Annotated in this window: 23 protein-coding genes; 8 read left to right on the top strand and 15 right to left on the bottom strand. The window is 72.7% G+C overall.

The features are described 5' to 3' along the window. Nucleotides 1–5: 5 nt before the first annotated feature. Genes FGW37_RS26070 through FGW37_RS26055 form a run of 4 tightly spaced genes read right to left on the bottom strand, consistent with a single transcriptional unit; the run spans nt 6 to nt 4,629 of the window. A complete protein-coding gene (locus FGW37_RS26070; RefSeq protein ID WP_179083271.1) occupies nt 6–1,004 on the bottom strand; it encodes a TIGR03842 family LLM class F420-dependent oxidoreductase in 999 nt (332 codons plus the stop codon). A 48-nt stretch (nt 1,005–1,052) separates the two neighbouring features. Beyond that, a complete protein-coding gene (hydA, locus tag FGW37_RS26065; RefSeq protein WP_179083270.1) occupies nt 1,053–2,453 on the bottom strand; it encodes a dihydropyrimidinase in 1,401 nt (466 codons plus the stop codon). Beyond that, nucleotides 2,450–3,790, bottom strand: a complete 1,341-nt coding sequence (locus FGW37_RS26060) for an aspartate aminotransferase family protein (protein ID WP_179083269.1) — start codon at nt 3,788–3,790, stop codon at nt 2,450–2,452. Before FGW37_RS26060 ends, hydA begins: the two co-directional genes overlap by 4 nt. Further along, entirely contained in the window at nt 3,787–4,629 is an 843-nt protein-coding gene (locus FGW37_RS26055; protein ID WP_179083268.1) for a nitrilase-related carbon-nitrogen hydrolase, read from the bottom strand. Before FGW37_RS26055 ends, FGW37_RS26060 begins: the two co-directional genes overlap by 4 nt. Before the next feature lie 193 nt (nt 4,630–4,822). Between FGW37_RS26055 and FGW37_RS26050 the strand changes: the two genes are divergently transcribed. The 3 genes from FGW37_RS26050 to FGW37_RS26040 are packed head-to-tail and all read left to right on the top strand — an operon-like array spanning nt 4,823 to nt 7,193. After that, a complete protein-coding gene (locus FGW37_RS26050) occupies nt 4,823–5,272 on the top strand; it encodes a MarR family winged helix-turn-helix transcriptional regulator (protein WP_179083267.1) in 450 nt (149 codons plus the stop codon). Continuing rightward, complete coding sequence (locus tag FGW37_RS26045; RefSeq protein ID WP_246430573.1) at nt 5,269–6,618, top strand: MFS transporter; 1,350 nt, start codon at nt 5,269–5,271, stop codon at nt 6,616–6,618. The genes FGW37_RS26050 and FGW37_RS26045 overlap by 4 nt, the downstream gene beginning before the upstream one ends. Nucleotides 6,619–6,641: 23 nt before the next feature. Beyond that, nucleotides 6,642–7,193, top strand: a complete 552-nt coding sequence (locus FGW37_RS26040; RefSeq protein ID WP_179083266.1) for an isochorismatase family protein — start codon at nt 6,642–6,644, stop codon at nt 7,191–7,193. 7 nt (nt 7,194–7,200) lie between these two features. Here the strand turns inward: FGW37_RS26040 and FGW37_RS26035 are convergent, their stop codons facing one another. From FGW37_RS26035 to FGW37_RS26025, 3 genes are all read right to left on the bottom strand, one after another. Next, entirely contained in the window at nt 7,201–8,277 is a 1,077-nt protein-coding gene (locus FGW37_RS26035) for a ligand-gated ion channel (RefSeq protein ID WP_179083265.1), read from the bottom strand. A 66-nt stretch (nt 8,278–8,343) separates the two neighbouring features. Next, the gene (gene ggt, locus FGW37_RS26030; RefSeq protein WP_179083264.1) at nt 8,344–10,194 is read right to left on the bottom strand and encodes a gamma-glutamyltransferase; all 1,851 of its coding nucleotides are present in this window, start codon (nt 10,192–10,194) and stop codon (nt 8,344–8,346) included. A 450-nt stretch (nt 10,195–10,644) separates the two neighbouring features. After that, entirely contained in the window at nt 10,645–11,547 is a 903-nt protein-coding gene (locus FGW37_RS26025; protein WP_246430572.1) for an SGNH/GDSL hydrolase family protein, read from the bottom strand. A gap of 136 nt (nt 11,548–11,683) precedes the next feature. On the opposite strand from FGW37_RS26025, the gene FGW37_RS26020 reads away from it, so the two are divergent. The 3 genes from FGW37_RS26020 to FGW37_RS26010 all read left to right on the top strand — a co-directional run bounded on the left by FGW37_RS26020 (nt 11,684) and on the right by FGW37_RS26010 (nt 13,879). Next, nucleotides 11,684–12,124, top strand: coding sequence for an RrF2 family transcriptional regulator (locus tag FGW37_RS26020; RefSeq protein WP_179083262.1), 441 nt, complete (start codon nt 11,684–11,686; stop codon nt 12,122–12,124). 71 nt (nt 12,125–12,195) lie between these two features. Then, the gene (locus tag FGW37_RS26015; protein WP_179083261.1) at nt 12,196–13,386 is read left to right on the top strand and encodes a globin domain-containing protein; all 1,191 of its coding nucleotides are present in this window, start codon (nt 12,196–12,198) and stop codon (nt 13,384–13,386) included. A gap of 127 nt (nt 13,387–13,513) precedes the next feature. Next, the gene (locus FGW37_RS26010; protein ID WP_179083260.1) at nt 13,514–13,879 is read left to right on the top strand and encodes a cupredoxin domain-containing protein; all 366 of its coding nucleotides are present in this window, start codon (nt 13,514–13,516) and stop codon (nt 13,877–13,879) included. A gap of 12 nt (nt 13,880–13,891) precedes the next feature. Here FGW37_RS26010 and FGW37_RS26005 read toward each other — a convergent pair whose 3' ends face one another. The 4 genes from FGW37_RS26005 to FGW37_RS25990 all read right to left on the bottom strand — a co-directional run bounded on the left by FGW37_RS26005 (nt 13,892) and on the right by FGW37_RS25990 (nt 17,239). Continuing rightward, the gene (locus FGW37_RS26005; protein WP_179083259.1) at nt 13,892–14,758 is read right to left on the bottom strand and encodes an amino acid ABC transporter permease; all 867 of its coding nucleotides are present in this window, start codon (nt 14,756–14,758) and stop codon (nt 13,892–13,894) included. Further along, nucleotides 14,755–15,399, bottom strand: coding sequence for an amino acid ABC transporter permease (locus tag FGW37_RS26000; RefSeq protein WP_179083258.1), 645 nt, complete (start codon nt 15,397–15,399; stop codon nt 14,755–14,757). The genes FGW37_RS26005 and FGW37_RS26000 overlap by 4 nt, the downstream gene beginning before the upstream one ends. Before the next feature lie 88 nt (nt 15,400–15,487). Then, nucleotides 15,488–16,477 carry a glutamate ABC transporter substrate-binding protein gene (locus FGW37_RS25995; protein WP_179083257.1) on the bottom strand — a complete coding sequence of 330 codons (990 nt, stop codon included), beginning with the start codon at nt 16,475–16,477 and terminating at the stop codon, nt 15,488–15,490. An 18-nt stretch (nt 16,478–16,495) separates the two neighbouring features. Further along, on the bottom strand, nt 16,496–17,239 hold the full coding sequence (locus FGW37_RS25990; protein WP_179083256.1) for an amino acid ABC transporter ATP-binding protein: 744 nt from the start codon (nt 17,237–17,239) through the stop codon (nt 16,496–16,498). A 209-nt stretch (nt 17,240–17,448) separates the two neighbouring features. Between FGW37_RS25990 and FGW37_RS25985 the strand changes: the two genes are divergently transcribed. Beyond that, nucleotides 17,449–18,264, top strand: coding sequence for a GntR family transcriptional regulator (locus FGW37_RS25985; protein WP_179083255.1), 816 nt, complete (start codon nt 17,449–17,451; stop codon nt 18,262–18,264). Nucleotides 18,265–18,349: 85 nt separating this feature from the next. Here the strand turns inward: FGW37_RS25985 and FGW37_RS25980 are convergent, their stop codons facing one another. Further along, complete coding sequence (locus FGW37_RS25980; protein ID WP_179083254.1) at nt 18,350–18,790, bottom strand: DUF6278 family protein; 441 nt, start codon at nt 18,788–18,790, stop codon at nt 18,350–18,352. Nucleotides 18,791–18,938: 148 nt separating this feature from the next. Here FGW37_RS25980 and FGW37_RS25975 point away from each other — a divergent pair, with 148 nt between their 5' ends. Beyond that, nucleotides 18,939–20,807 (top strand): SGNH/GDSL hydrolase family protein, encoded by a 1,869-nt coding sequence (locus tag FGW37_RS25975; RefSeq protein WP_179083253.1) that lies wholly within the window; start codon nt 18,939–18,941, stop codon nt 20,805–20,807. Between the two features lie 67 nt (nt 20,808–20,874). On the opposite strand, the gene FGW37_RS25970 is transcribed toward FGW37_RS25975, so the two are convergent. From FGW37_RS25970 to FGW37_RS34020, 3 genes are all read right to left on the bottom strand, one after another. Next, nucleotides 20,875–21,654: an exodeoxyribonuclease III gene (locus FGW37_RS25970; protein ID WP_179083252.1), complete on the bottom strand. Its 780-nt coding sequence runs from the start codon at nt 21,652–21,654 to the stop codon at nt 20,875–20,877. Nucleotides 21,655–21,728: 74 nt separating this feature from the next. Next, entirely contained in the window at nt 21,729–22,364 is a 636-nt protein-coding gene (locus tag FGW37_RS25965; protein WP_179084918.1) for an MBL fold metallo-hydrolase, read from the bottom strand. A 38-nt stretch (nt 22,365–22,402) separates the two neighbouring features. After that, the gene (locus FGW37_RS34020; protein WP_425506664.1) at nt 22,403–22,786 is read right to left on the bottom strand and encodes a carboxymuconolactone decarboxylase family protein; all 384 of its coding nucleotides are present in this window, start codon (nt 22,784–22,786) and stop codon (nt 22,403–22,405) included. Between the last annotated feature and the right edge of the window lie 169 nt (nt 22,787–22,955).

Raw genomic sequence — 22,955 nt, 5'->3', positions numbered from 1 at the left:
TCGGCTCAGCTCAGCGCCGGGATCAGGTGCTCGCCGTAGGCGTCGATGGTCGCCTCCTTCGCGTCGTGCATGGCGTAGACCGCGAACTGGTCCACGCCGAGGTCGCGCAGGTGCTCCAGCCGTTCACGGTGGGCCGCCACGGGGCCCAGGAGGCAGAAGCGGTCCACGATCTCGTCGGGCACGAAGTCCGTGGAGGGGTTCCCGGCCCGGCCGTGGTGGCTGTAGTCGTAGCCGTGGCGCTGCTCGATGTAGGCCGTGAGGGCCTCGGGCACCAGGCCGGAGTGCTCGCCGTAGCGCTCGACCAGGTCGGCGACGTGGTTGCCGACCATGCCGCCGAACCAGCGGCACTGCTCGCGGGCGTGGGCGAGGTCGTCGCCGACGTAGGCGGGGGCGGCGACGCAGATGCTGACCGCGGCCGGGTCCCGGCCGGCCTCGGCGGCGGCGTCCCGCACGTGCTTGATCATCCATTCGGTGAGGAAGGGGTCGGCGAGCTGGAGGATGAAGCCGTCGGCCTCCTGGCCCGCGAGGGCGAGGGCCTTCGGCCCGTAGGCCGCCATCCATACGGGCAGCCTGCCGTCCCGGATCCAGGGGAACTTCAGCGCCGTGCCGCCGACGTCGGCCTCGCGGCCCTCGGCGAGGTCGCGGATGACGCGGATGGACTCCCGCAGCGAGGCGAGGGTGTTGGGCTTGCGGCCGGCCACCCGCATCGCGGAGTCCCCGCGGCCGATGCCGCACACCGTGCGGTTGCCGTACATGTCGTTGAGGGTGGCGAAGGTGGAGGCGGTGACCTCGGGGGTGCGGGTGGAGGGGTTGGTGACCATCGGCCCCACGACGAGCCGCTCGGTGTGCTCCAGGATGCGGCTGTAGATGACGAACGGCTCCTGCCACAGCACGGCGGAGTCGAACGTCCAGCCGTAGCGGAAGCCTGAGCGCTCGGCGCGGCGCATCAGGTCGACGACGGCGGTGGCGGGCGGGTCGGTCTGCAGGACGAGGCCGAAGTCCACGGCGGTGCTCCTTACGTCATAACGTCATACGTGGTGCGTCGTTGCGTCTCACGTCAGGTACTGGCAGGTGGCGCGGGGGACGTAGCGGCCGTGGCCGGCGCGGCCGGTGAACTTCCGCTGCTCGATGACGGTTTCGCCGCGGGAGAGGACGGTCTCGACGCGTCCGGTGACGCGCTTGCCCTCGTAGGCGGAGTAGTCGACGTTCATGTGGTGGGTGGCGGCCGAGAGGGTCTGCTCGGCGTGCGGGTCGTAGATGACGATGTCGGCGTCACCGCCGGGGGTGATGGTGCCCTTGTGCGGAGCGAGGCCGAACATCCGGGCGGGGGCGGCGCAGGCGATCTCGATCCAGCGGCGGCGGGTGATGTGGCCGTCGACGACGGCCTGGTGCAGGAGGTCCATGCGGTTCTCGACGCCGGGCAGGCCGTTGGGGATCTTCGAGAAGTCGCCGCGGCCGAGCTCTTTCTGGCCGGAGAAGCAGAACGGGCAGTGGTCGGTGGAGACGACCTGGAGGTCGTCGGTGCGCAGGCCGCGCCAGAGGGCGGCCTGGTGCTCGCGGGGGCGCAGCGGTGTGGAACAGACGTATTTCGCGCCCTCGAAGCCGGGCTCGGCGAGGTTGTCGGTGGACAGGAAGAGGTACTGCGGGCAGGTCTCGCCGAAGACGGGCAGGCCCTTGTCGCGGGCCTGCGCGAGCTCGGCGACGGCTTCCTCGGCCGAGACGTGCACCACGTACAGGGGGCTGCCGGCGACGCGGGCGAGCTGGATCGCCCGGTGGGTGGCCTCGGCCTCCAGCAGTGCCTTGCGGACCTCGCCGTGGTAGCGGGGGTCGGTGTGCCCGGCGGCGAGGGCCTGTTCGACGAGGACGTCGATGGCGATGCCGTTCTCGGCGTGCATCATGATCAGCCCGCCGTTGCCGGCGGCGCGCTGCATGGCGCGCAGGATCTGCCCGTCGTCGCTGTAGAAGACGCCCGGGTAGGCCATGAAGAGCTTGAAGGAGGTGACCCCTTCGGCGACGAGGAGGTCCATCTCCTTCAGGGAGCCCTCGTTCACATCGGAGAGGATCATGTGGAAGGCGTAGTCGACGGCGCAGCGGCCGGCGGCCTTGGCGTGCCAGTGGTCGAGGCCCTCGCGCAGGGCCCGGCCGCGGCTCTGGACGGCGAAGTCGACGATGGTGGTGGTGCCGCCCCAGGCGGCGGCCCGGGTGCCGGTCTCGAAGTCGTCGGAGGAGGCGGTGCCGCCGAAGGGGAAGTCGAGGTGTGTGTGGGCGTCGACACCGCCGGGGATGACGTACTTCCCGGTGGCGTCCAGGGTGCGGTCGGCGTGCCAGCCCCGGGCGAAGGCGCTGCCGGACGCGGCGAGGGCCGCGACCTTGCCGTCCTCGACGAGGACGTCGGCGCGGGTCTCGTCCGCGGCGGTGATGACGAGGCCGCCGCGGATGGCCGTCGTGGTCATGGCCGTTCCTTTCCGGCGATGGTGAACTGCACCTGCTGCAGCACGGTTTCCAGGGCGGTGGCCCCCTCCTCCGCCTCGGCGATGGTGAGCGACAGCGGCGGTGCGATGCGCAGGACGTTGGCCTCGCGGCCGCCCTTGCCGATCAGCAGGCCTTCCTCCCTGGCCAGTTCGAGGGCGAGGGAGGCCGCTTCGGGCGAAGGTGACCCGTCGTGCTCGACCAGCTCGATGCCGATCATCAGGCCGCGGCCGCGCACCTCCCGGACGACGGGGAAGCCTGCGGTGACGGCGCGGAGCCGCTCGATGAGCAGGCCGCCGACCCGGCGGGCGTTGCCCTGGAGGTCGTGCTCCAGGAGGTGGGTGAGGTTGGCGAGGCCGGCGGCCATGGTGACGGGGCTGCCGCCGAAGGTGGAGATGGAGTTGGCGTCGAGGCAGTTCATGACCTCGGCGCGGGCGACGACGCCGCCGATCGACATGCCGTTGCCGATGCCCTTGGCGAAGGTGAGCAGGTCGGGCGGGCCGTGCTCGGCGTGGGCCTGCCAGCCCCAGAAGTGGTCGCCGGTGCGGCCCCAGCCGGTCTGCACCTCGTCGGTGATCCAGAGGATGCCGCGGGCGGCGAGGACTTCGCGGAACGCGGCGTAGAAGCCGTCGGGCGGGGAGGTGAACCCGCCGACGCCCTGTACCGGTTCGGCGATCAGGGCCGCCACCCGGCCGTGGGTCTGGCCGAGCATGTCCTCGAGGTCGGCGACGCAGGCGGCGGTGAAGGCGGCGTCGGACAGGTGGGCGTAGGGGCCGGAGCTGCGCACCCCGCCGTGGACGTAGAGGGTCTGGAGGGGCGAGAGGCTGGTGGGCGACCAGGCGGAGTTGCCGGTGATGCCCACGGCGGAGAAGGAGCGGCCGTGGTAGCTGTTGCGCATCGCCAGGATCTGGTTGGAGCCGCGGTGGGCGGTGGCCAGCAGGAGCGCCGCGTCGTTGGCCTCCGTGCCGGAGGTGGTGAAGAAGACGCGGGCGTCGGGGATGCCGGAGAGGGCGGCGATGCGCTCGGCGAGCTCGACCATGTGCCGGTCGAGGTAGAGGGTGGAGGTGTGCAGGATGCGCCCGGCCTGCTCGGAGACGGCCTTGGTGACCTCGGGCAGGGCGTGGGCGGTCATGGTGGTGAGGATGCCGCCGAAGAAGTCGAGGTAGCGCCGGCCGTGGGCGTCCCAGATGTGGCGGCCCTCGCCGTGGGTGAGCTCCAGGGGCTCGCGGTAGTAGAGGGAGAGCCACTCGGGCATCACCGCACGGTGCCGGGCGTGCAGGTGGGTGGCCGGGGGGCCGCCGGGCCCGGGTGCGGAGGTCATGGCCGGACCAGCCCGTCGTAGGCGTCGGGCCGGCGGTCGCGGTAGAAGGCCCACTGCTGCCGGACCTCGTCGATGAGGCCGAAGTCCAGGTCGCGGACGAGGAGTTCCTCCTTGGTGTCGCTCGCCACGTCACCGACGAACTGCCCGCGGGGGTCGACGAAGTAGGAGGTGCCGTAGAAGTCGTTGTCGCCGTACTCCTCGCGGCCGACGCGGTTGATGGCGGCGACGAAGTACTCGTTGGCGACGGCTGCGGCGGGCTGCTCCAGCTTCCAGAGGTAGCCGGAGAGGCCGCGGGAGGTGGCCGAGGGGTTGTAGACGAGCTGGGCGCCGTTGAGGCCGAGCTGGCGCCAGCCCTCGGGGAAGTGGCGGTCGTAGCAGATGTAGACGCCGACCTTGCCGACGGCCGTGTCGAAGACGGGCCAGCCGAGGTTGCCCGGGGCGAAGTAGTACTTCTCCCAGAAGCCCTTGACCTGGGGGATGTGGTGCTTGCGGTATTTGCCGAGGTAGCGGCCGTCGGCGTCGATGACGGCGGCGGTGTTGTAGTAGAAGCCGGGGCCCTCGGTCTCGAAGACGGGGACGACGATCACCATGCCGGTCTCGCGGGCCAGCTCCTGCATCCGGCGGACCGTGGGCCCGTCGGGGACGGGCTCGGCCCAGCGGTAGTGCTCGCTCTCCTGCACCTGGCAGAAGTAGGGGGCGTTGAAGACCTCCTGGAATCCGATCACCTGCGCGCCCTGGGCGGCGGCCGCGCGGGCGTGCTCCTCGTGCTTGGCGAGCATGGATTCGGTGTCGCCGGTCCAGGTGGCCTGGACCAGAGCGGCGCGGACGACATTGGCCATGAGCTGCTCCTTCACGGGGGCGTCAGCCGGGCCGACCGGCCAGGCTGACACGCGTAGATCCACGTGTGGTTGCGACCGTAGGACGCGGCACGCCGCGCGGCAAGACCATCGATCGTCCTGTGGATAACCCGGCCCCCACACAGCAGAACAGAAAAACTTGCAAGTTTGCCTGTCAATATTTTACGGTGGGCGCATGCCCGACCAGGAAACCGATCAGGAAACCGATCAGGAACGCGCCGCCGCCGATCTGGCCGCGACGGTCTCCCAGCTCATGCGCCGCCTGCGCGCGGCCTCCCCGCAGGGCTCCCTCACCCCCTCCCAGCGCACGGTCCTCGGCCGCCTCGCAGGCGGCGGGCCCGCCACCACCGCGGACCTGGCCCGCGCCGAGCTCGTCCGGCCGCAGTCCATGCGCGTCATCGTCGCCAGGCTGGAGGAGCTGGGTCTGGTCGCCCGCTCCCCGCACCCCACGGACGGACGCCAGGTCCTGTTCTCCCTCACGGAGGACGGCGAAGAGGCCGTCGCCTCCGTACGGCACTCCAAGCACGCCTGGCTCGCCGACGCCATCGCCCACCGGCTCACCCAGGACGAGCAGCGGACCCTCGCCGACGCGGCCCTCCTGCTCAAGCGCCTGGTGGAGGAGTGAAAGCCTTAGGGGCGCCCCTGCGCGCCCGGGACTCCGGGGCCGCCCCGGACCGGGGCTTCGGCGCGCGCCTGATGACGCCGCTGCTCCTCGGCGCGGTTCTCAACCCCCTCAACAGCACCATGATCGCCACCGGTCTGGTGGCCGTCGGCCGCGACTTCGGCACCGGCCCCTCCGGCACCGCCTGGCTCCTGTCCTCCCTCTACCTCACCAGTGCCGTCGGCCAGCCCGTCATGGGCCGCCTCGCCGACTCCCTCGGCCCCCGCCACATCTTCCTCGCCGGCCTCGGCGTCGTCTGCGCCGGCGGCCTGCTCGGCACGTTCGCCCCCGCCTTCGGCTGGCTGATCGCCGCCCGCGTGCTGCTCGGCCTCGGCACCTCCGCCGCCTATCCCGCCGCGATGGCGATGCTGCGCGCCGAGTCCCTGCGCACCGGCCGCCCCGCGCCCCGCCCCGTGATGGGACGCCTCTCGCTCGCCGCCCTCGGCAGCGCGGCCCTCGGCCCCACCCTCGGCGGGCTCCTCACCGCGACCACGGGCTGGCGGGGCATCTTCGCGGTCAACGTGCCCCTGGCCCTGCTGGCGCTGGCCGTGGCCCTGCCGTGGCTGCCGCACGACCGCAGGCACCCGGCCACCGCCGGCCCCGGCCCCGGCCCCGGCCCCGGCCCCGGCCCCGACGACACCGGTGCCGCTACCGGCGACACCGGCCCCGTACAACCGCAGCAGGGCCCCGTACGACCGCAGCAACCTTCCGGCGGCCCCTCGCCCGCCGCCCCGCCACGCGACGCCCTCCTGCGCACCTACCTGCGCCACGGGCTCACCTACCTGGCGATCTACTGCGCCCTGTACGGATACGCCCAGTGGCTGGAGGAGGCCCGCGGCTGCACCTCCTTCCAGGCGGGACTGGTGATGCTGCCGATGTCCCTGGCGGCGGCCGGCTGCTCCCTGCTCGGCGCCCGGACGAAGGGCCTGCGCGCCCCGCTCACCACCGCCGCCGCACTGCTCGCCGCGGGCAGCGGCATCCTCGTGACGGCCACCGGCGGCACCCCGCTCGCCGCGCTGCTGATCGCCTCCGCCCTCTTCGGCATCCCCCAGGGCCTGGCCTCCACCGGCAACCAGGCCGCCGTCTACGCCCAGGCGCCGCCCGACCGCGTCGGCTCCGCCGCCGGCCTGCAGCGCACCGCCCAGTACACGAGCGCGATGGCCGCCACGGGCCTCCTCGCCCTCTGCTTCGGGCAGCGGGCGAGCGACGCCGGGCTCCACCGGCTCGCGGCCGTCACCGGTGCACTGAGCCTGCTGCTGCTCGTCCTCACCGCAACCGACCGCGCCCTTCGCGCGCGTACCCGCACCTGACCCCCGAGAAGGAGCCCACGGCCATGCCCGTCACCACTCTCGACACGACCACCGCCCTTGTGCTCATCGACCTCCAGAAGGGCATCGTGGCGATGCCCACCGCCCACCCCGCCCAGGAGATCGTCGAGCGCGGCGCGCGCCTGGCCGCCGCCTTCCGCGACCGCGGCCTGCCGGTCGTCCTCGTCCGCGTCGTCGGCTCCGCGCCCGGCCGCTCCGAAGCGCCCCTGCGCAGCGGGCGCCCGCCGGCCGACTTCGCCGACCTGGTGCCCGAACTCGGCCGGGAGGACGGCGACATCGTGGTCACCAAGCACACCTGGGGCGCGTTCCACGCCACCGACCTGGACCTGCAGCTGCGGCGCCGCGGCGTCACCCAGATCGTCCTCGCGGGCATCGCGACGGGCGCGGGCGTGGAGTCCACCGCGCGCGCCGCCCACGAGCACGGCTACCACGTGACGGTCGTGACCGACGCCGTCACCGACCCCGACCCGGAGGTGCACCGCATCGCCGTGGAGAAGGTCCTGCCGCGGCTGGCGGAGACCGGTACGACGAACGAGGTGATCAAGCTGCTCGGCTGAGTCCGGCTCACCCCACCGTGGCGGCCAGGCCCACCATCGCGGCGGCCAGCAGCGCATAGCTCACCAGGCCCAGGAAGGCGCCCCGGTGGTGGTGCCGCTCCGCGAGGGCCGGGTCGCCGCCCCGGACCGTCCAGCGCCAGGAGAGCACCGTGCCGATCACCGCCACCAGCACGTAGCAGAGGGTCAGCAGGTGCAGCCCGTCGATGAGCGTCAGCCCGACGGTGCTGGTGACGACCACGTTGACCTGCTGCATGTTGAGCATCACGACGAACAGCCCGCCGCCCAGCAGGGCCAGCCGGCTCTGCAGCGTGTCCAGCCGCTCCGCCATGCCCAGCTCCTCGCTGTGCGAGGGCAGCAGGAAGGTCGCGGTGCCGATGAGCAGCATCAGGTAGAGCGGACCGGTCAGCTTCCAGAAGATGACGGGGTCGGCCCGCGCCAGGTCGACCTGGACGATGACGCGGCTGTGGGTGCTGCCCATGCCCCTCGGGAGCGTGGGGTCACCGAAGTTGGTCGGATAGCGATGCTCGGCGGTCACGAGCCGGAATCCGCTCATCCGCCAGCCGGGCGGCGCGATGCCCTCGTTGGCGGCGGAGTGCACGTTGTCCGGCGTGAAGCGGAAGTGCTCGACATCAGTAAACGAGGTGACCACGATCTCGATGCGGTGCCGGTCGAACGGGAAGGCCCGCACGTCCCAGTCCTGCCGGAAGACCCCCTGCACCCGCATCAGGTCCCGGAAGCGGCCGCCTTCCGACGTCAGTGCGGGCTCACTCTTCTCCGGGTCGTTGGCGTTGGTGAAGGAGGCCGCCGGCAGCGGGTCGTCCTCCTTGCGGTCGCAGACGGACCACAGGTGCAGCCGGGCGGAGAACGTGTGCTGCGCGGGATCGATGTCGTACAGGTCGCTGAGGTAGGCGCCGACCCTGCAGGTGGCGGGGGCCGCCGAAGCCGCGCTCGCGGCGGGGCTGCCCAGCAACCACACCGCGAGCGCGCCGAACAACAAGGACAGCAAGGACAGCCCGGTCGCTACGCCCGGGGCGCCGGTGAGGACCCGGCGCCGGCCGGTGGATTCTCCACAGTGCACAGCCATATGCCGTGATCCTCACCGGGCCGCGGCCGGTGATGCGCCGCGGCCCGTCACCCGCCCGGGCGCATTTCAGCGCACCGGCGGTTTCCCGCTCGGGTGCACCACCATCGCCGAGCCCCCGCCGCGCCGGGTCCGTTCGGCGGCGGCCACCCACCGGCCGTCCGGCAGCAGTTGGACGCCGGTCGCCGCACCGATCTCGGGGTTGGACTTGAAGACGTGCCCGATGCCTTCCAGGCGGCCGCGCAGCGGGCTGTTCCACAGGCCGGGTTCCAGCTCGGTGGCGGCGGCGTTGCGCTGGCTCGCGCGCGGCGCGGCGATCGCGTCGACGAGCGGCATCCCGCGATCGACGTGGTTGAGGAGGGTCTGCAGCACCGTGGTGATGATCGTGGCGCCGCCGGGCGAGCCGAGGGCGAACGCGGGCCGCCCGTGGTCGAGGACGATCGTGGGCGAAACCGACGAGCGCGGGCGCTTGCCCGGACCGGGCAGGTTCGGGTCGTGGACGCCCGGGGTGACGGGGACGAAGGAGAAGTCGGTCAGCTCGTTGTTGAGCAGGAAGCCGCGGCCGGGGACGGTGATGCCGCTGCCGCCGGTCTGCTCGATGGTGAGCGTGTAGGCGACGACGTCGCCCCACTTGTCGGCAACCGTCAGATGGGTGGTGTGCTCGCCCTCGTAGGGGGTGGGTGCGGCCTTGCCGTGGGTGCCGCAGGGCACCGGGCGGCGCGGGTCGCCGGGCGCCAGCGGGCTGGTGAGCACCGCGCCGTCCTTGATCAGGCACGCGCGCGAGTCCGCGTAGCGCTGGGAGGTGAGGGCCTTGGTGGGCACGGACTCGAAGGCCGGGTCGCCCACCCAGCGGTTGCGGTCGGCGAAGGCGATCCTGCCGGCTTCGATGTAGCGGTGCAGGTAGGTCTTCGTGTCGAGCTTCGAAAGGTCGCTCTTCTCCAGGATGTTGAGGGCCTCGGCGACCGTCGTGCCGCCGGAGGAGGAGGGGCCGATGCCGTAGACGTCCAGGCCGCGGTAGGACGTGCGGGTCGGCGCCTGGCGCTTCGTCGCGTACTGCCGCAGGTCCCGCTCGGTCAGGTCGCCGGGGCGGGCCACGCGCCCGGAGGCGGGGTCGACGGGCGGCTTGCGCACGGTCCGGACGATGTCGCGGCCCACCTCGCCGCGGTACAGGGTGCCGACGCCGCGCTCGCCCAGCAGCGCGTAAGTGCGGGCGAGGTCGGGGTTCTTGAGGGTGCTGCCGACGGCGGGCGGGCGGCCGCCGGGCAGGAAGAGCTTCGCCGTCGCCGGGAAGTCCTTGAAGCGGGCCTCGTTGTCGGCCGTCTGCTGACGGAAGGCGGCGTCGACGGTGAAGCCCGAGCGGGCGATGCGCTCGGCCGGCCGCAGCACCTGGGCGAGCGAGCGCGTGCCCCAGGTGCGCAGGGCGGTGTCCCAGGTGGCGGGGGTGCCGGGGGTGCCGACGCTCAGGCCGCTGGTGACGGCGTCGGCGAAGGGGATCGGCTTCCCCTTCTCCAGGAAGAGGTTCTTGTCCGCGCTCAGCGGGGCGCGTTCGCGGCCGTCGATGGTGGAGACCTGGCGCCGCTTCGCGTCGTAGTGGACGAAGTAGCCGCCCCCGCCGAGGCCCGCGGAGTACGGCTCGGTGACGCCGAGCGCGGCCGCGGTGGCCACGGCGGCGTCGACGGCGTTGCCGCCCTTGCGGAGCACTTCGATGCCCGCGGCCGAGGCGTCGGCGTCGACGCTGGCCACGGCGCCGCCGTAGCCGGCGGCGACGGGGGTCTTGGCCGGGGTGCGGCTCGCCTCGACGGGCGGGCCGCTCGGTTGGGCTGTGGCCGGCAGGGCGCCGAGTCCGACGACCAGGGAGGCCGCGGCGGCGAGTACGGGCAGACGTCGGTGGGGCGGCTTCTTCGTTCTCGGGCGGGCCATTCTGCCTCCAAGCGGCGAGCGGGCCCCGGAGCCTACCCCCGGCGGCGCGGCGCGCAACCCCACCCGACGCAATCGGCGGTGCCGGCCGACTCGGCCGGTGGCGGCACCGCGCCGCGCCGCCACCGGCGCGGCGCGAAGAAGTGGCCGGGGCGCCCGTGCAAGCCCGCCGCAACGGCGCGCAACCCCCGCCGAACGCGACCGGCGGTGCCGGACAGGCCTCAGCCCGTACGGCACCGCCGGACACCACCGTCGTGGCGCATCACCGCCGCGGCGGAAGGAAATGCCCGGCACCCGGGCGGTCGGGTGACAGCGGGGTGCCGGGGCATGAACCGGCCGCCCTCGCCGTCGCGGCGGAGAGCAGCGTCCGGCACCGGGCCGTCCACCGAAGGCAGGGTGCCGGGCAGAGCCGGCTCGCCGGTCGCGGGGCGACCCGCGCGGGCGCGCGTCGCGTCAGTGGCCGCGGGCCGCCGACGTCACCGCGACGGCCATGGCCGCCTCGCCCTTGGCGTTGGGGTGGAACGGGGCGGCCGGGTTCTCCGGCTGGGCGCCTTCGACCCAGCGGTCCGCGGCGGGCTTGCACACGTCGTGGCCGAGGGTCGGCTTGTAGGTGTCCGCGAAGCGGACGCCGGCCTTGCGGGCCTCGCCCTGCAGCATCGTGTTGAGCTGCTTCTCGGTGTCGCGCAGGTAGGAGACGTCGCCCGCGGCGATCGGCACGGCCGGGAAGCAGCCGACGCCGTCCTCCGGCATGATCGCCGGGTAGCCGACGAGCACCACGCGCGCGTGCGGGGCACGCTTGTGCACGTCCTTCAGCACCTTGGCGACCTTGGGCGCGGCGCCGGCGATACGGGCCGTGAGCTGGTCCGTGCCGCCCTCGGTGTACTTCGTGCGGCAGGGGGCGCCGGCCGGGTCGGTGGCGGACAGCTGGGCGCAGGTGCCGATGATGTCGCCGAAGCCGATGTCGTTGCCGCCGATGCCGAGCGTGACGAGGCGGGTGTTCCGGCCGAGCGCGTTGAGCTGCGGCGGGTTGTCGCCCTGGGCGCGCCACATGTCGTCGGTCTTGGCGCCGCTGCAGCTGACGTCCTTGAAGGACGTGTGGTGCAGGGCCTTCGCGGTGAGCGCCGGGTAGTTGACGCTGGAGCGGGCGCAGTCGCCGCCGGTCTGCTCGGGGACGCCGGGGGCGGAGGTGTAGGAGTCGCCGAGGGCGACGTAGCGCTGGCCGCCCTCGGGGGCCGCGGTTCCCTCCGCGCCCGACGCCGTCGCAGTGCCGGCCGTCCCCGCCGCCAGGGCCGCCGCGGCGCCGAGCGCCGCGAGTCCCTTCCTGTACCGCCCACCACGTCCGTGCGCGTGTGCCACCGGTGCCTCCATCGGATTGTCCTGAGTGTGTCTTGCGGTGATCGCGGACGTCAGACTCGCCGGGCGGTGACCGTCTGTCAACTAATGGCCCGAGGGTAAATTGGAGTACAAGAATCGGATTAGGTAGAGTGCAGATGTGCGATTGACCAAGAGCACCGACATAGCGCTGCGCATCGCCATGCGCCTGGCCGTGACCGGCGACGACAGCCCGACCACCCGTGAGGTGGCCGAGGCGGTCGGCGTGCCGTACACCCATGCCGCCAAGGTGGTCAGCAGGATGCAGCACCTGGGCGTCGTCGAGGCCCGCCGGGGCCGCGGCGGCGGACTCACCCTCACCACCGCCGGGCGGACGGGCTCCGTCGGCCGGCTGGTGCGCGAGCTCGAAGGCACCGGCGACGTCGTCGGGTGCGAGGACGATCCACCCTGCCCGCTGCGCGCGGCCTGCCGGCTGCGCGGGGCCCTGCGGAACGCACAGGAGGCGTTCTACGCCGCCCTGGACCCCCTCACAGTCGAGGAGCTGACCGGACCGCCGACCGGACCGGTCCTGCTGAGCCTCGGCACACACCCGCAGGACTGAAGTCCCTCCCCTCCCCGCGGTCCTTCGCACGCCCAAAAATATGCATTCAAGATGCCAATTAAGGAGCGCCGATGCTGTCCCCCAAGTCGACCGAGATCGTCCGCGCCACCCTCCCCGCCGTCGGCGGCGCCATCGGCGAGATCACGCCACTCTTCTACGACAAGCTCTTCGCCGCCCACCCCGAGCTCCTGCGCGACCTGTTCAACCGCGGGAACCAGGCGAACGGCACCCAGCAGCAGGCTCTCGCCGGCTCCATAGCCGCCTTCGCGACCGCCCTGGTCGAGCACCCGGAGACCCGCCCCGACGCGATGCTCTCGCGCATCGCCCACAAGCACGTCTCCCTGGGGATCGCCCCCGAGCAGTACCACGTCGTCCACCTGCACCTCTTCGCCGCCATCGCGGAGGTGCTGGGCGAGGCGGTCACCGAGGAGGTGGCGGCCGCCTGGGACGAGGTCTACTGGCTGATGACCAACGCCCTCATCGCCCTGGAGGCCCGCCTGTACGAGCAGGCCGGCGCCGCCGCCGGGGACGTCTTCCGCCCGTACCGCGTCACCGGCCGCATCGAGGAGACCGCGGAGGTCACGACCTTCCTGGTCCAGCCGCTGGACGGCCGTCCGCTGCCCGCCGCCCGCCCGGGGCAGTACGTCTCGGTGCGCACCGAGCTCCCGGACGGTGCGCGGCAGATCCGCCAGTACAGCCTTTCCGGCCACCCCGACGACGCCCTGCAGTTCTCCGTCAAACGCGTGACCGGCGACCCGGCCGGCGAGGTCTCCCACCACCTCCACGCCCACGCGCGCGTGGGCACCACGCTGATGGTCGGCGCGCCCTGCGGGGACGTGGCCCTCGACGACGGCACCTCCCCCGTGCTGCTGGCCTCGGCGGGCATCGGGTGCACCCCGATGACCGGGATGCTCTCCCACCTGGCCGCGACCGGCTCGCGCCGCCGCGTGATCGCCGTCCACGCCGACCGCAGCGAGGCCACCCACGCCTTCCGCGCCGACCTGCTGCAGCTGACGGAGAAGCTCCCGGACGCGGTCGCGCACATCTGGTACGAGGAGCCGGCGGGTGACTGGCCCGCGGACCGTACGGGGTACGCGGACCTTTCCCGCATCGACGTCCCGCCGGGCACCACTGCCTACCTGTGCGGCCCGCTCCCGTTCCTCCGCTCGGTCCGGACGCAGCTCCTGGCGGCGGGGGTGGCGGCCGCCGACATCCACTACGAGGTCTTCGGGCCGGACCTGTGGCTGGGACAGGACGGCTGACGGGGTTCACCCACGGGCGTCCCTCCCACACGACGTCACACCATTGCGTTCACACATTCGAGTGACGAGCGATTGACGGGTCGGCACCAGGGCAGCCTCTTCGCACTCCCGACCGAGGAGGGCACCCATGCCCGTTCGCTCACTCCCCCGCCTCTTCACCGCATCTCTGGCAGCCCTGTCGCTGGGCACGCTCCTGGCGGGCCCGGCGGCCTCCGCCGACAGGTCCGCGGACCGGGTCAGGGCCGAGACCATCGTGTTCATCGAGAACTCCCGGTTCGACCCCCAGAACGTGACCGTCAATCTGGGCGACTCGGTCCGCTGGATCAACAACCACAACATCGACCACACCGCGACATCCGACGACGGCAGGACCTTCGACTCGGGAGTCATCCCCGTCGGCAGGAGCTTCACCCACGTCTTCCGGGCCCGGGGGACCTTCCCCTACCACTGCACGATCCACCCGTCGATGCGCGGCACCGTCACCGTCGAGTAGCCCCCGCAACCGTCACGGATGGAGCTGCCCGGCACCCGGCATCAGGGTGCCGGGCTCCGCCGGGGCGACCTCCACCGCCTCCGTCTTCAGGCTGCGGCGCTGGCGCCTGGCGACCCACGTCGCGAACCACGACAGGAGCATGCACATGCCGATGTAGATCGGGGAGATGACCATGACGACGGGGATGAACGGCAGCCCGTAGTCCAGGTTGCTGGCGATGAGCTTGCCCGCGTGCAGGAACTCCTCGTAGGTGATCAGGAAGCCGAGCGAGGTGTCCTTGAGCGCCACGACGAGCTGGCTGATGATCGTCGGCAGCATGGCCCGCAGCGCCTGCGGCACGAGCACGTACCCCATCACCTGCGTCTTGCGCATCCCGAGGGCGTAGGCCGCCTCCCGCTGGCCGCGGTCGACGGAGTTCACCCCGCTGCGGAAGACCTCGGCGAGCACCGAGCCGTTGTAGAGGGTGAGCCCGGTGACGAGGGCCGGCAGCGGCTGCACCTTGAGGGCCACGAAGACGAAGAAGATCATCACCAGCACGGGCATCGCCCGGAAGAACTCCACGAACAGCGTGGCGACCCAGCGCAGCAGCCGGTGGTCGGAGAGCCGCCCCGCGGCGAGCAGCCCGCCGAGGGCGAGGGAGAGCACAGCGGCGAAGGCGAAGGCCTTGAGCGTGTTGCCGAGGCCGCGCAGCAGCAGCTCCTGGATGCCTTCGTACGCGAAGGGCCGCCACTTCTCCGCAGTGAACTGGTGGGTGTCGAACAGCAGGTAGATCACCCCGGCGACGATCCCCAGGATCACGGCGGTGGAGACCAGCCCGTAAATCAGGTGGCGCCGGCGGGCCATCGGCCCGGGGATGTCGTAGAGCGCGGTGTCGGTCATCGGGGCACTCCCCAGCGCTTCTCCAGCACGTTGAAGATCGCGCTGATGGACAGGGTGACGATCAGATAGCCGACGGCGATCCAGATGAAGGACCAGATGACGCTGTAGCCGAGCTCGTTGAGCGGCTTGTACGTGCCGAGGAGCTCGGTCACGCTGAACGACCCGGCGATCGCGGAGTTCTTGGCGAGGGCGATCAGGGTGGAGCCGACCGGCGGGATGACGGAGCGGAAGGCCTGCGGCAGCACGACGAGGCTCAGGGTCTGCGTAAAGGTCATGCCCAGGCTGCGGGCCGCCTCGCCCTGCCCCGTCGGCACGGTGTTGATGCCCGAGCGCAGCGCCTCGCAGATGAAGGCCGACGTGTAGCAGCCGAGGGCGAGGACGGCGAACAGTTCGAAGGGCAGGACGACGCCGAACCGCGGCAGGCCGAGCAGCACCGCGAAGAACAGCAGCGTCAGCGGGGTGTTGCGCAGCACCGTCACCCACACCGTGCCGAAGACCCGCAGGGAGCCGACGGGGGCGACCCGGAAGGAGGCCATCACGAAGCCCAGGACGAGGGCGAGCAGCGAGGCGTAGACGGTGAGTTCCACGGTGCCGAGCAGGCCGTCGCCGTAGAGGGAGAGGTTGTCGGTGAGTACGTTCACAGCGGGCGCCTCCCGGTGAGGTGACGGGCGGGCCGTTCCGGCCGGGGGATCGGGGGGTGTTCCCCGGGAGAATGCAGCACGGGGCTCCTCAGCTCGCCGGGTAGCGGTCGACGGCGGGCGGCGCCGGGGCGGGCACCCCGGAGAGGCCGAGCGTCGCGTCGTACGCCTTCTTCCAGTCGCCGTTCTTCTCGTGCGCCTCGATGGCGTCGTCCAGGGCGAAGCGCAGGGCGTTGTCGCCGCGGGGCACGCCGATGCCGTAGGGCTCCTTGGAGAAGGGCTTCCCGGCGATCTTCAGCTCGTCGGGGGCCTTGGCCGCGAAGCCCATGAGGATGGTGTCGTCGGTGGTGACGGCGTCGACCTGGAGGCTGAGGAGGTTGTCGACACAGACCGAGTAGGTGTCGTACGCGACGGCGATGGCCTTGGGGTACTCGCGCTGGATGCGCTGCAGCGGGGTGGAGCCGGCGGCCGAGCAGACGCGCTTGCCCGCCAGGTCCTGGGGCCCGTCGATGTCCGTCTCGTCGGTGCGGATCAGCAGCGACTGCCCGGCGATGTAGTACGGCCCGGCGAAGCCGACCTGCTTCTTGCGCAGGGCGTTGATGGTGTAAGTGCCGACGTAGTAGTCGATCTGGCCGTTCTGGAGGGCGGTTTCGCGGTTGGCGGAGGCGATGGTGCGAAAGCGGATGGTCTTGGGGTCGAAGCCCAGGGAGGCGGACATCATCCGGGCGATCTCGATGTCGTAGCCGGAGTAGACGCCGGTGGCGGGGTCCTTCTCGCCCAGGTAGGGCTGGTCCTCCTTGGCGCCGACGACCAGGTGGCCGCGGGCCTTCGCGGCCCGCCAGGTGGGCGAGCCGGGGAGCTGGAAGCCCTTGACGACCGTATAGACGGGCAGTTCGTCGGGTTTGGGGCCCTTGACGGGTGGGCTGCCGGGCTTGCCGCAGGCGGCGGCGAGCAGGGCGAGCCCGGCGAGGACCAGGCCGGCGGCCCGGCGGCCCCGTGTGCGGGCTCCTGGACGGTGCCGGTTCCCTTGCCTGTTCCCTTGCCTGTTCCGGTTCCCTTGCCTGTTCCCTTGCCTGTTCATGTGCGCAGCACTCCCCGCTCAGTGCTTGAGGATCTTGGAGAGGAAGTCCTTGGCGCGCTCGCTCTCGGGTGCGGTGAAGAACTGCTCGGGGGAGCGGTCCTCGACGATGCGGCCGTCGGCCATGAAGACCACGCGGTTGGCGGCGGAGCGGGCGAAGCCCATCTCGTGGGTGACGACGACCATCGTCATGCCGTCCCGGGCGAGCTGCTGCATGACCTCCAGCACCTCGTTGATCATCTCCGGGTCGAGCGCGGACGTCGGCTCGTCGAACAGCAGGGCCTTGGGCTCCATGGCCAGGGCGCGGGCGATGGCCACGCGCTGCTGCTGGCCGCCCGAGAGCTGGGCGGGGTACTTGTCGGCGTGGGCGAGCAGGCCGACGCGCTCCAGCAGCTCGCGCGAGCGACGGTCGGCCTCCTCCTTGGACCGCTTGCGGACCTTCAGCGGTGCCAGGGAGACGTTGGCGAGCACGGTCTTGTGGGCGAAGAGGTTGAAGGACTGGAAGACCATCCCGACCTCGGCGCGCAGCTTGGCGAGCTCGCGCCCCTCCTCGGGCAGCGGACGCCCGTCGAGGAGGATGGTGCCGGACTCGACGGGCTCCAGCCGGTTGATGGCCCGGCACAGGGTGGACTTGCCGGAGCCGGAGGGGCCGATGACGACGACCACCTCGCCCCTGCCGACGGTGAGGTCGATGTCCCGCAGGACATGCAGCTTGCCGTAGTGCTTGTTGACACCACGTAGTTCGATCAGGGGATCGACGGCCATGCCCAGTCCCGCCCACTCTCCGCGCTCTTCGGGTCGACGCTCACCATCCGGGCAAGCTATTCCCCTCCATAGGGGACTTCAGCCATGACACGCATTCATATGGGCATTCGCTGCACATTGCCCGCCATTTGCCCTAGGTACACAGACCGGGCCTGGGTACCTAGCCTGAGGGGGACGGACTGGGGGAACTCGGGGGAAAGGAGCCGGGGGTGGGCGACAGCAGGCCCGTCTACCAGCGCATCGCGGACGATCTGCGCCGGCGCATCGACGAGGGCGGGCTCGCGGTGGGCGAGCGCATCCCCTCCCGCTCCGAGCTCAAGCGCACCTACGCCGCGAGCGACCAGACCGTGGACCGGGCGGTGCGCGTGCTGAAGGCCGCCGGTTACGCGGAAGGCCAGTTCGGCCGCGGCGTGTTCGTCACCGACCGGGCGCCCCTCGGCAGCCTGCTCCGCTCCACCGGGGCCGTCGACTCCCCCTTCGCCGCCCAGATCCGGGGGTACGGGCCGCCCGTCCCGCGCCGGGGCGAGCAGTCCGGCCGGCAGCCCCCGCCCGACGGCGGCACCGCCCGCAACACCACCCTTACGTGGGAAGCGTCATCCACCGAGACCGCGGCCCCGGAGCGGATCGCCGAGCGGCTGCAGATCGGGGCGGGCACCCGCGTGCTCTGCACCCAGTACGAATACCTGGCCAACCGGCACCCCGTGCAGCTCGCCACCAGCTGGGAGCCGCTCGCCATCACCGAGGGCACGGACGTCGCCCTGCCCGAGCGCGGCCCCTACGCCCGGCGCGGGGTCCGCGGGCGGCTCGCGGCCATCGGCATCCGGGTCGTGCGGGCCCGGGAGCTCGTGGGCTCCCGGCCGGCGAGCACGCCGGAGGCCGAGGCGCTCGGCTGCGCCGCGGGCAGCTGTGTCACGGTCATCGAGCGCACGCACTTCGACGGCGACGGGCGGGCCGTGGAGACCTCCGACATCGTCGTGCGCGCCGACCGCTGGCGCGTCGAGTACGACATCGCCTTCACCAGCTGAGACCGCTCCCCCGGACCGCCGCCCCCGGACCGCCCCTGTAGTGCCCCCCGCCGCCCCCCCTGGTCGCCCCGCCCCGCGTGCCCGGTCAGTTCTCCGAGAGCTCCGCGTACAGCTGCGACAGCTCCGGTACGCCGTCGGCCGCCCACTCGCGGCCCGCCTCGACCACGTCGACCTCCCGGCCGTTGGCGAGCCGCACCACCGGCTGGCCGTCCGGCCAGATCCACCACCCCGCGCCCGGCACCGTACGGATGACGACCGTGCCCAGGTAGAGGCCCGCGTCGTTGCCCAGCCAGGGCACCAGCTCCGGGTCGTCCCGCCAGCGCGGCTGCAGCTGGTCCAGCGCCTCCAGGGAAGCGGGGGAGTCGTCGAGCACCACCCCTGCGGACTGCGCGTGCGTGCGCAGCAGTTCGCACTCGGACAGCAGCTCCGCAAGACCTTCCGGGTCGCGGTCGACCGCGTTCGCCAGTGCCGCGCCGCGCCCCGGTCCGTGTCGCTTTCGCCAACTGTCCAAGAAGGGAATGTTCATACCGGACAGGATCGCACTCGCACGGATGGCCCCACCACAGGCGCGCGGCGCCCGACGTGACCGGATGGCCTCCTTGACGTTGCCCATGCGTCTCCTTAGCTTCATGCAGCCACTGACCGAGCGGGGAACCAAGGGAGGCATGAGACACATGCTCCGAACGAAGACACCGGGCGGGAGACGGCACAGACGGTGGACGGCGGCGCGGGCTGCGGCCCGGGCCGCCGCGGTGGGGATCGTGGGCGCCGCCTGCGCCGTCGCTGCCGCAAACACTCCGGCGCTCGCCGCCGGATCACAACCCGGTGCGCAACCCGGCAGAGAGCCGCTCCCGCTGGAGCGGCTCTTCGACAACCGGGCGGTCAGCGACGACGCCCGCCCCGGCGGTGCCGACTTCGACGGCGCCGGCAACTCCCTCTCCGCCCAGGACCTCACGGCCGCCGGCTGGACGCCCGGCCGCGAACTCGCCTTCGACGGCGCCCGGCTGCACTGGCCCCGCTCCGCCCCCGGGAAGCCCGACAACGTCCGCGCCGCCGGTCAGGCCGTCCGGCTCGGCGGCCGCGGCGAGGCCCTGACGTTCCTCGTCGCCGGCACCACCAAGGGCGCGCCGGGCGGCGACGCCGCCGGCACCGGCACGGTGCGCTACCGCGACGGCTCGCGCAGCACCTACCGGCTCGCGGCTCCGGACTGGCGCAGCGGCCTCCTGACCACGAAGGCCGTCGGCCTCCCCCACCTCAACACGGGCAGCGGGCGGAAGACCGCGACCACCCGGCTGTACACCGTGTCCGTACCGGTCGCGCCCGGCCGCGACGTCGAATCCGTCGTGCTGCCGCAGGACCCCGGGCCCGAACGCGACCTGCACGTGTTCTCGCTCGCGCTGCGCGGCGGCACCCGCGGCTGGACCGGCACCTGGGCCGCCTCCACCTCCGGCTACGCGGCCGTCGGGCCGTGGACGGACCGCACGCTGCGGCTGGTCGTGCACAGCAGCGCCGGCGGGCCCGCGACGCGCATCCGGCTGGAGAACACCTTCGCGCCGCGCCCGGTGCGGATCGGCCACGCCACCGTCGCCCTGCAGGGCAAGGGCGCGGCCGCGGCCGGCGCGCCGCGTGCCCTGGCCTTCGGCGGGCGGCCGGGCACCGTGATCCCCGCCGGCGCCCAGGCGTTCAGCGACCCGCTGGGCTTCCGGGTGCCCGAGGGCACCAACCTGCTGGTGAGCATCCACCTGCCCGGCACCGTGCCGGCCGTGCCCGTGCACAGCTACACCAGCCAGGTCTCCTACCTCACCGGCGACGGCAGCGGCGACCGGACGGGCGAGCGCGGCGCGGGCGCGTACACCGGCACGCTCTCGACGTGGCCGCTGCTGACGGGCGTGGACGTCGCGGACGGGCCCGGGTCCGTGGTGACGCTGGGCGACTCCATCACCGACGGCGAGCGGTCGACGCCCGGCGCCAACGGCCGCTGGCCCGACCTGCTGGCGCGGCGGCTGCGGGGGCAGCACGGCGTGCCGCGGTTCGGGATCCTCAACCACGGCATCTCCGGCAACCGCGTGGTGACCGACCGCTACCCCGGTGACGGGACCAGCACCATCATGAGCGGCGTCAGCGCCCAGCACCGGCTGGAGCGGGACGTGCTGGCGCAGACCTCGGCCCGTACCGTCATCCTCTTCGAGGGCGTCAACGACATCCGGTCCGGCACGAAGGCCGAGCAGGTCATCGCCGGGCTCAAGGCGATCGCGGCGCGCGCCCACGAGCGCGGGCTGCGGGTCATCGCCGCCACCATCGCGCCCTGCGGCGGCTTCTACGACTGCACGCCGGACGCCGAGGCCCGGCGCACCGCCATCAACCGGCACATCCTGGCCGGCGGCGGCACGTACGACGCCGTCTTCGACTTCGACGCGGCGATCCGGGACCCGCAGCAGCCGGACCGGATGCTGCCGGCCTACGACGGCGGCGACCACCTGCACCCCAACGACGCCGGCATGAAGGCGTTCAGCGACGCGATCGACCTGCGCGAGCTGGTCTGATCACGCGCCGGCCCGCCGGCAGGGCCCGGCGGCGCGGCGGGCGGCGCGGCGGGCGGGGCGCCCGGGCTCAGACGTCCAGGTCGACGACGACCGGGGCGTGGTCCGAGGCGCCCTTGCCCTTGCGCTCCTCGCGGTCGACGAACGCGTCCTGCTTCGCCTTCACGAAGGGGGTGTTGCCGTAGACGAGGTCGATGCGCATGCCCCGGTTCTTGGGGAAGCACAGCTGGCGGTAGTCCCAGTACGTGTACGGGCGGTCGTACTTCAGCGGGCGCGGCACGACGTCGGACAGGCCCAGGTCGCGCAGGGCGCCGAGCGCCGCCCGCTCGGCCGGGGTGACGTGCGTGGCGCCCTCGAAGACGGCCGGGTCGTAGACGTCCTCGTCGGTCGGGGCGATGTTGTAGTCACCGAGGACGGCGAACGGGCGCTCGCCCTCCGCATCGGCGGCGACGGCGTCCCGCAGGGTCTCCAGCCAGCGGAGCTTGTACGCGTAGTGGTCGTGGCCGACCTCCCGGCCGTTGGGCACGTAGACCGACCAGACGCGGACGCCGCCGCACGTCGCCGAGATCGCGCGGGGCTCCTGCCCGCCGTCGTAGTCGGGCCCGCCCGGCAGGCCGCTCACCACATCCTCCAGGCCCACCCGGGAGACGATCGCCACGCCGTTCCACCGGCCGGTGGCGTTCACCGCGGCCTCGTAGCCCAGCTCGCGGAGCTCGTCGAACGGGAAGGCCTCCTCCGCGCACTTCGTCTCCTGTATGCACAGCACGTCCGTGCCGCTGCTCTCCAGCCAGGCCAGCAGCCTCGGGAGACGGGCGGTGATCGAGTTCACGTTCCAGGTGGCGATGCGCATAGAGCAACCCTAACGGCCGGGTCCGACAATCAGCCGCCTCATGCCCCCGGGCCTCGGGCCTCGGTCTTCAGGCCTCAGATGGTGACGGTCTCCCCGGGCGCCAGCCGGGCGTGCTCGGCGCCGACCCGGGCGGGCGTCAGCATCCGGTCGTACACCGGCCGCGCGAGGTCGGTGAGCAGCGCGTCGTGAATGTCGATCGCGAGCCGCGGCGCCAGCTCCCGCACGTAGTCGATGACCTCCGAGATCTTGTTCCAGGGCGCCATGACCGGCAGCATCAGCGTGTCCACCGGCCCGCCCGGCAGCGTCAGCGCGTCGCCCGGGTGGAAGACCGAACCGTCCACGAGATAGCCGACGTTCGTGATCCGCGGGATGTCCGGGTGGATCACGGCGTGCAGCTGCCCGTGCACCTGCACGTCGAAACCCGCCGCCGTGAAGGTGTCCCCCTCCCCCACCGTGTGCACCCGGCCCGGGAAGGCCGGAGCGACCTGCTCCGCGACGCTGCGCAGCGTCCACAGCTCGGCCGCGGGGTTCGCCTCCAGCGCGGCCCGCAGCCGGTCCTCGGCGAAGTGGTCGGGGTGCTCGTGGGTCACGAGGATCGCGTCGGCGCCGACGGCCGCGTCCGCCTCGCTGAAGGCCCCGGGGTCGATGGCGAGCGTGCGGCCGTCCTTCTCCAGGCGGACGCACGCGTGGCTCTTCTTCGTCAGCTTCAGCTTCAGCTCCATGAGCCCATACTGCTACGCCCCTGCCGCTACGCCCCGGAGCCCGCCTCCTCGGCGATGACACGCTGCGCGGCGGCGAACGCGGCGCCCGCGGCCGGCAGGCCGCAGTAGACGGCCGTGTGCAGCAGGGTCTCCTTGATCTCGTCGGGGGTGACACCGCTGCGGAGCGCTCCGCGGGTGTACGGGGCGATCTCGTCGACGTGGCCGCGGGCCGTGAGGGCGGTCAGGGTGATCAGGGCTCGGGTACGGCGGTCGAGACCGGGCCGGGCCCAGGCGCCGCCCCAGGCGGAACGGGTGACGAGGTCGTGGAAGTCACCGGTGAAGCCGTCCCGGTCGACGGGCTCGTCGCCGAGCACCTCGCGCCGGATGCGCTCGCCGTGCTCGTGGTCGTGGGCGTCGGCGGGGCCGTGCATGTCCGCCGGGGGCGGCCCGAACCCGCGCGGGGCGGCGCAGCCGGGGGCGGCGGAGCCGCCGTCGGGCGCGCCGAACCCGGCACCGGGAGCGGGCAGGCCCACAGCCCCGAACCCACCACCGGCCGACGCCGGTCCGGGTATCCCTGCGGGCGCCCCCGGCCCGGGTGCG

This window comes from Streptomyces rectiverticillatus, assembly GCF_013394065.1.
In the GTDB taxonomy this organism is placed as follows: Bacteria; Actinomycetota; Actinomycetes; order Streptomycetales; family Streptomycetaceae; genus Streptomyces; species Streptomyces rectiverticillatus.
This window is presented reverse-complemented; position numbering and strand designations above follow the sequence as displayed.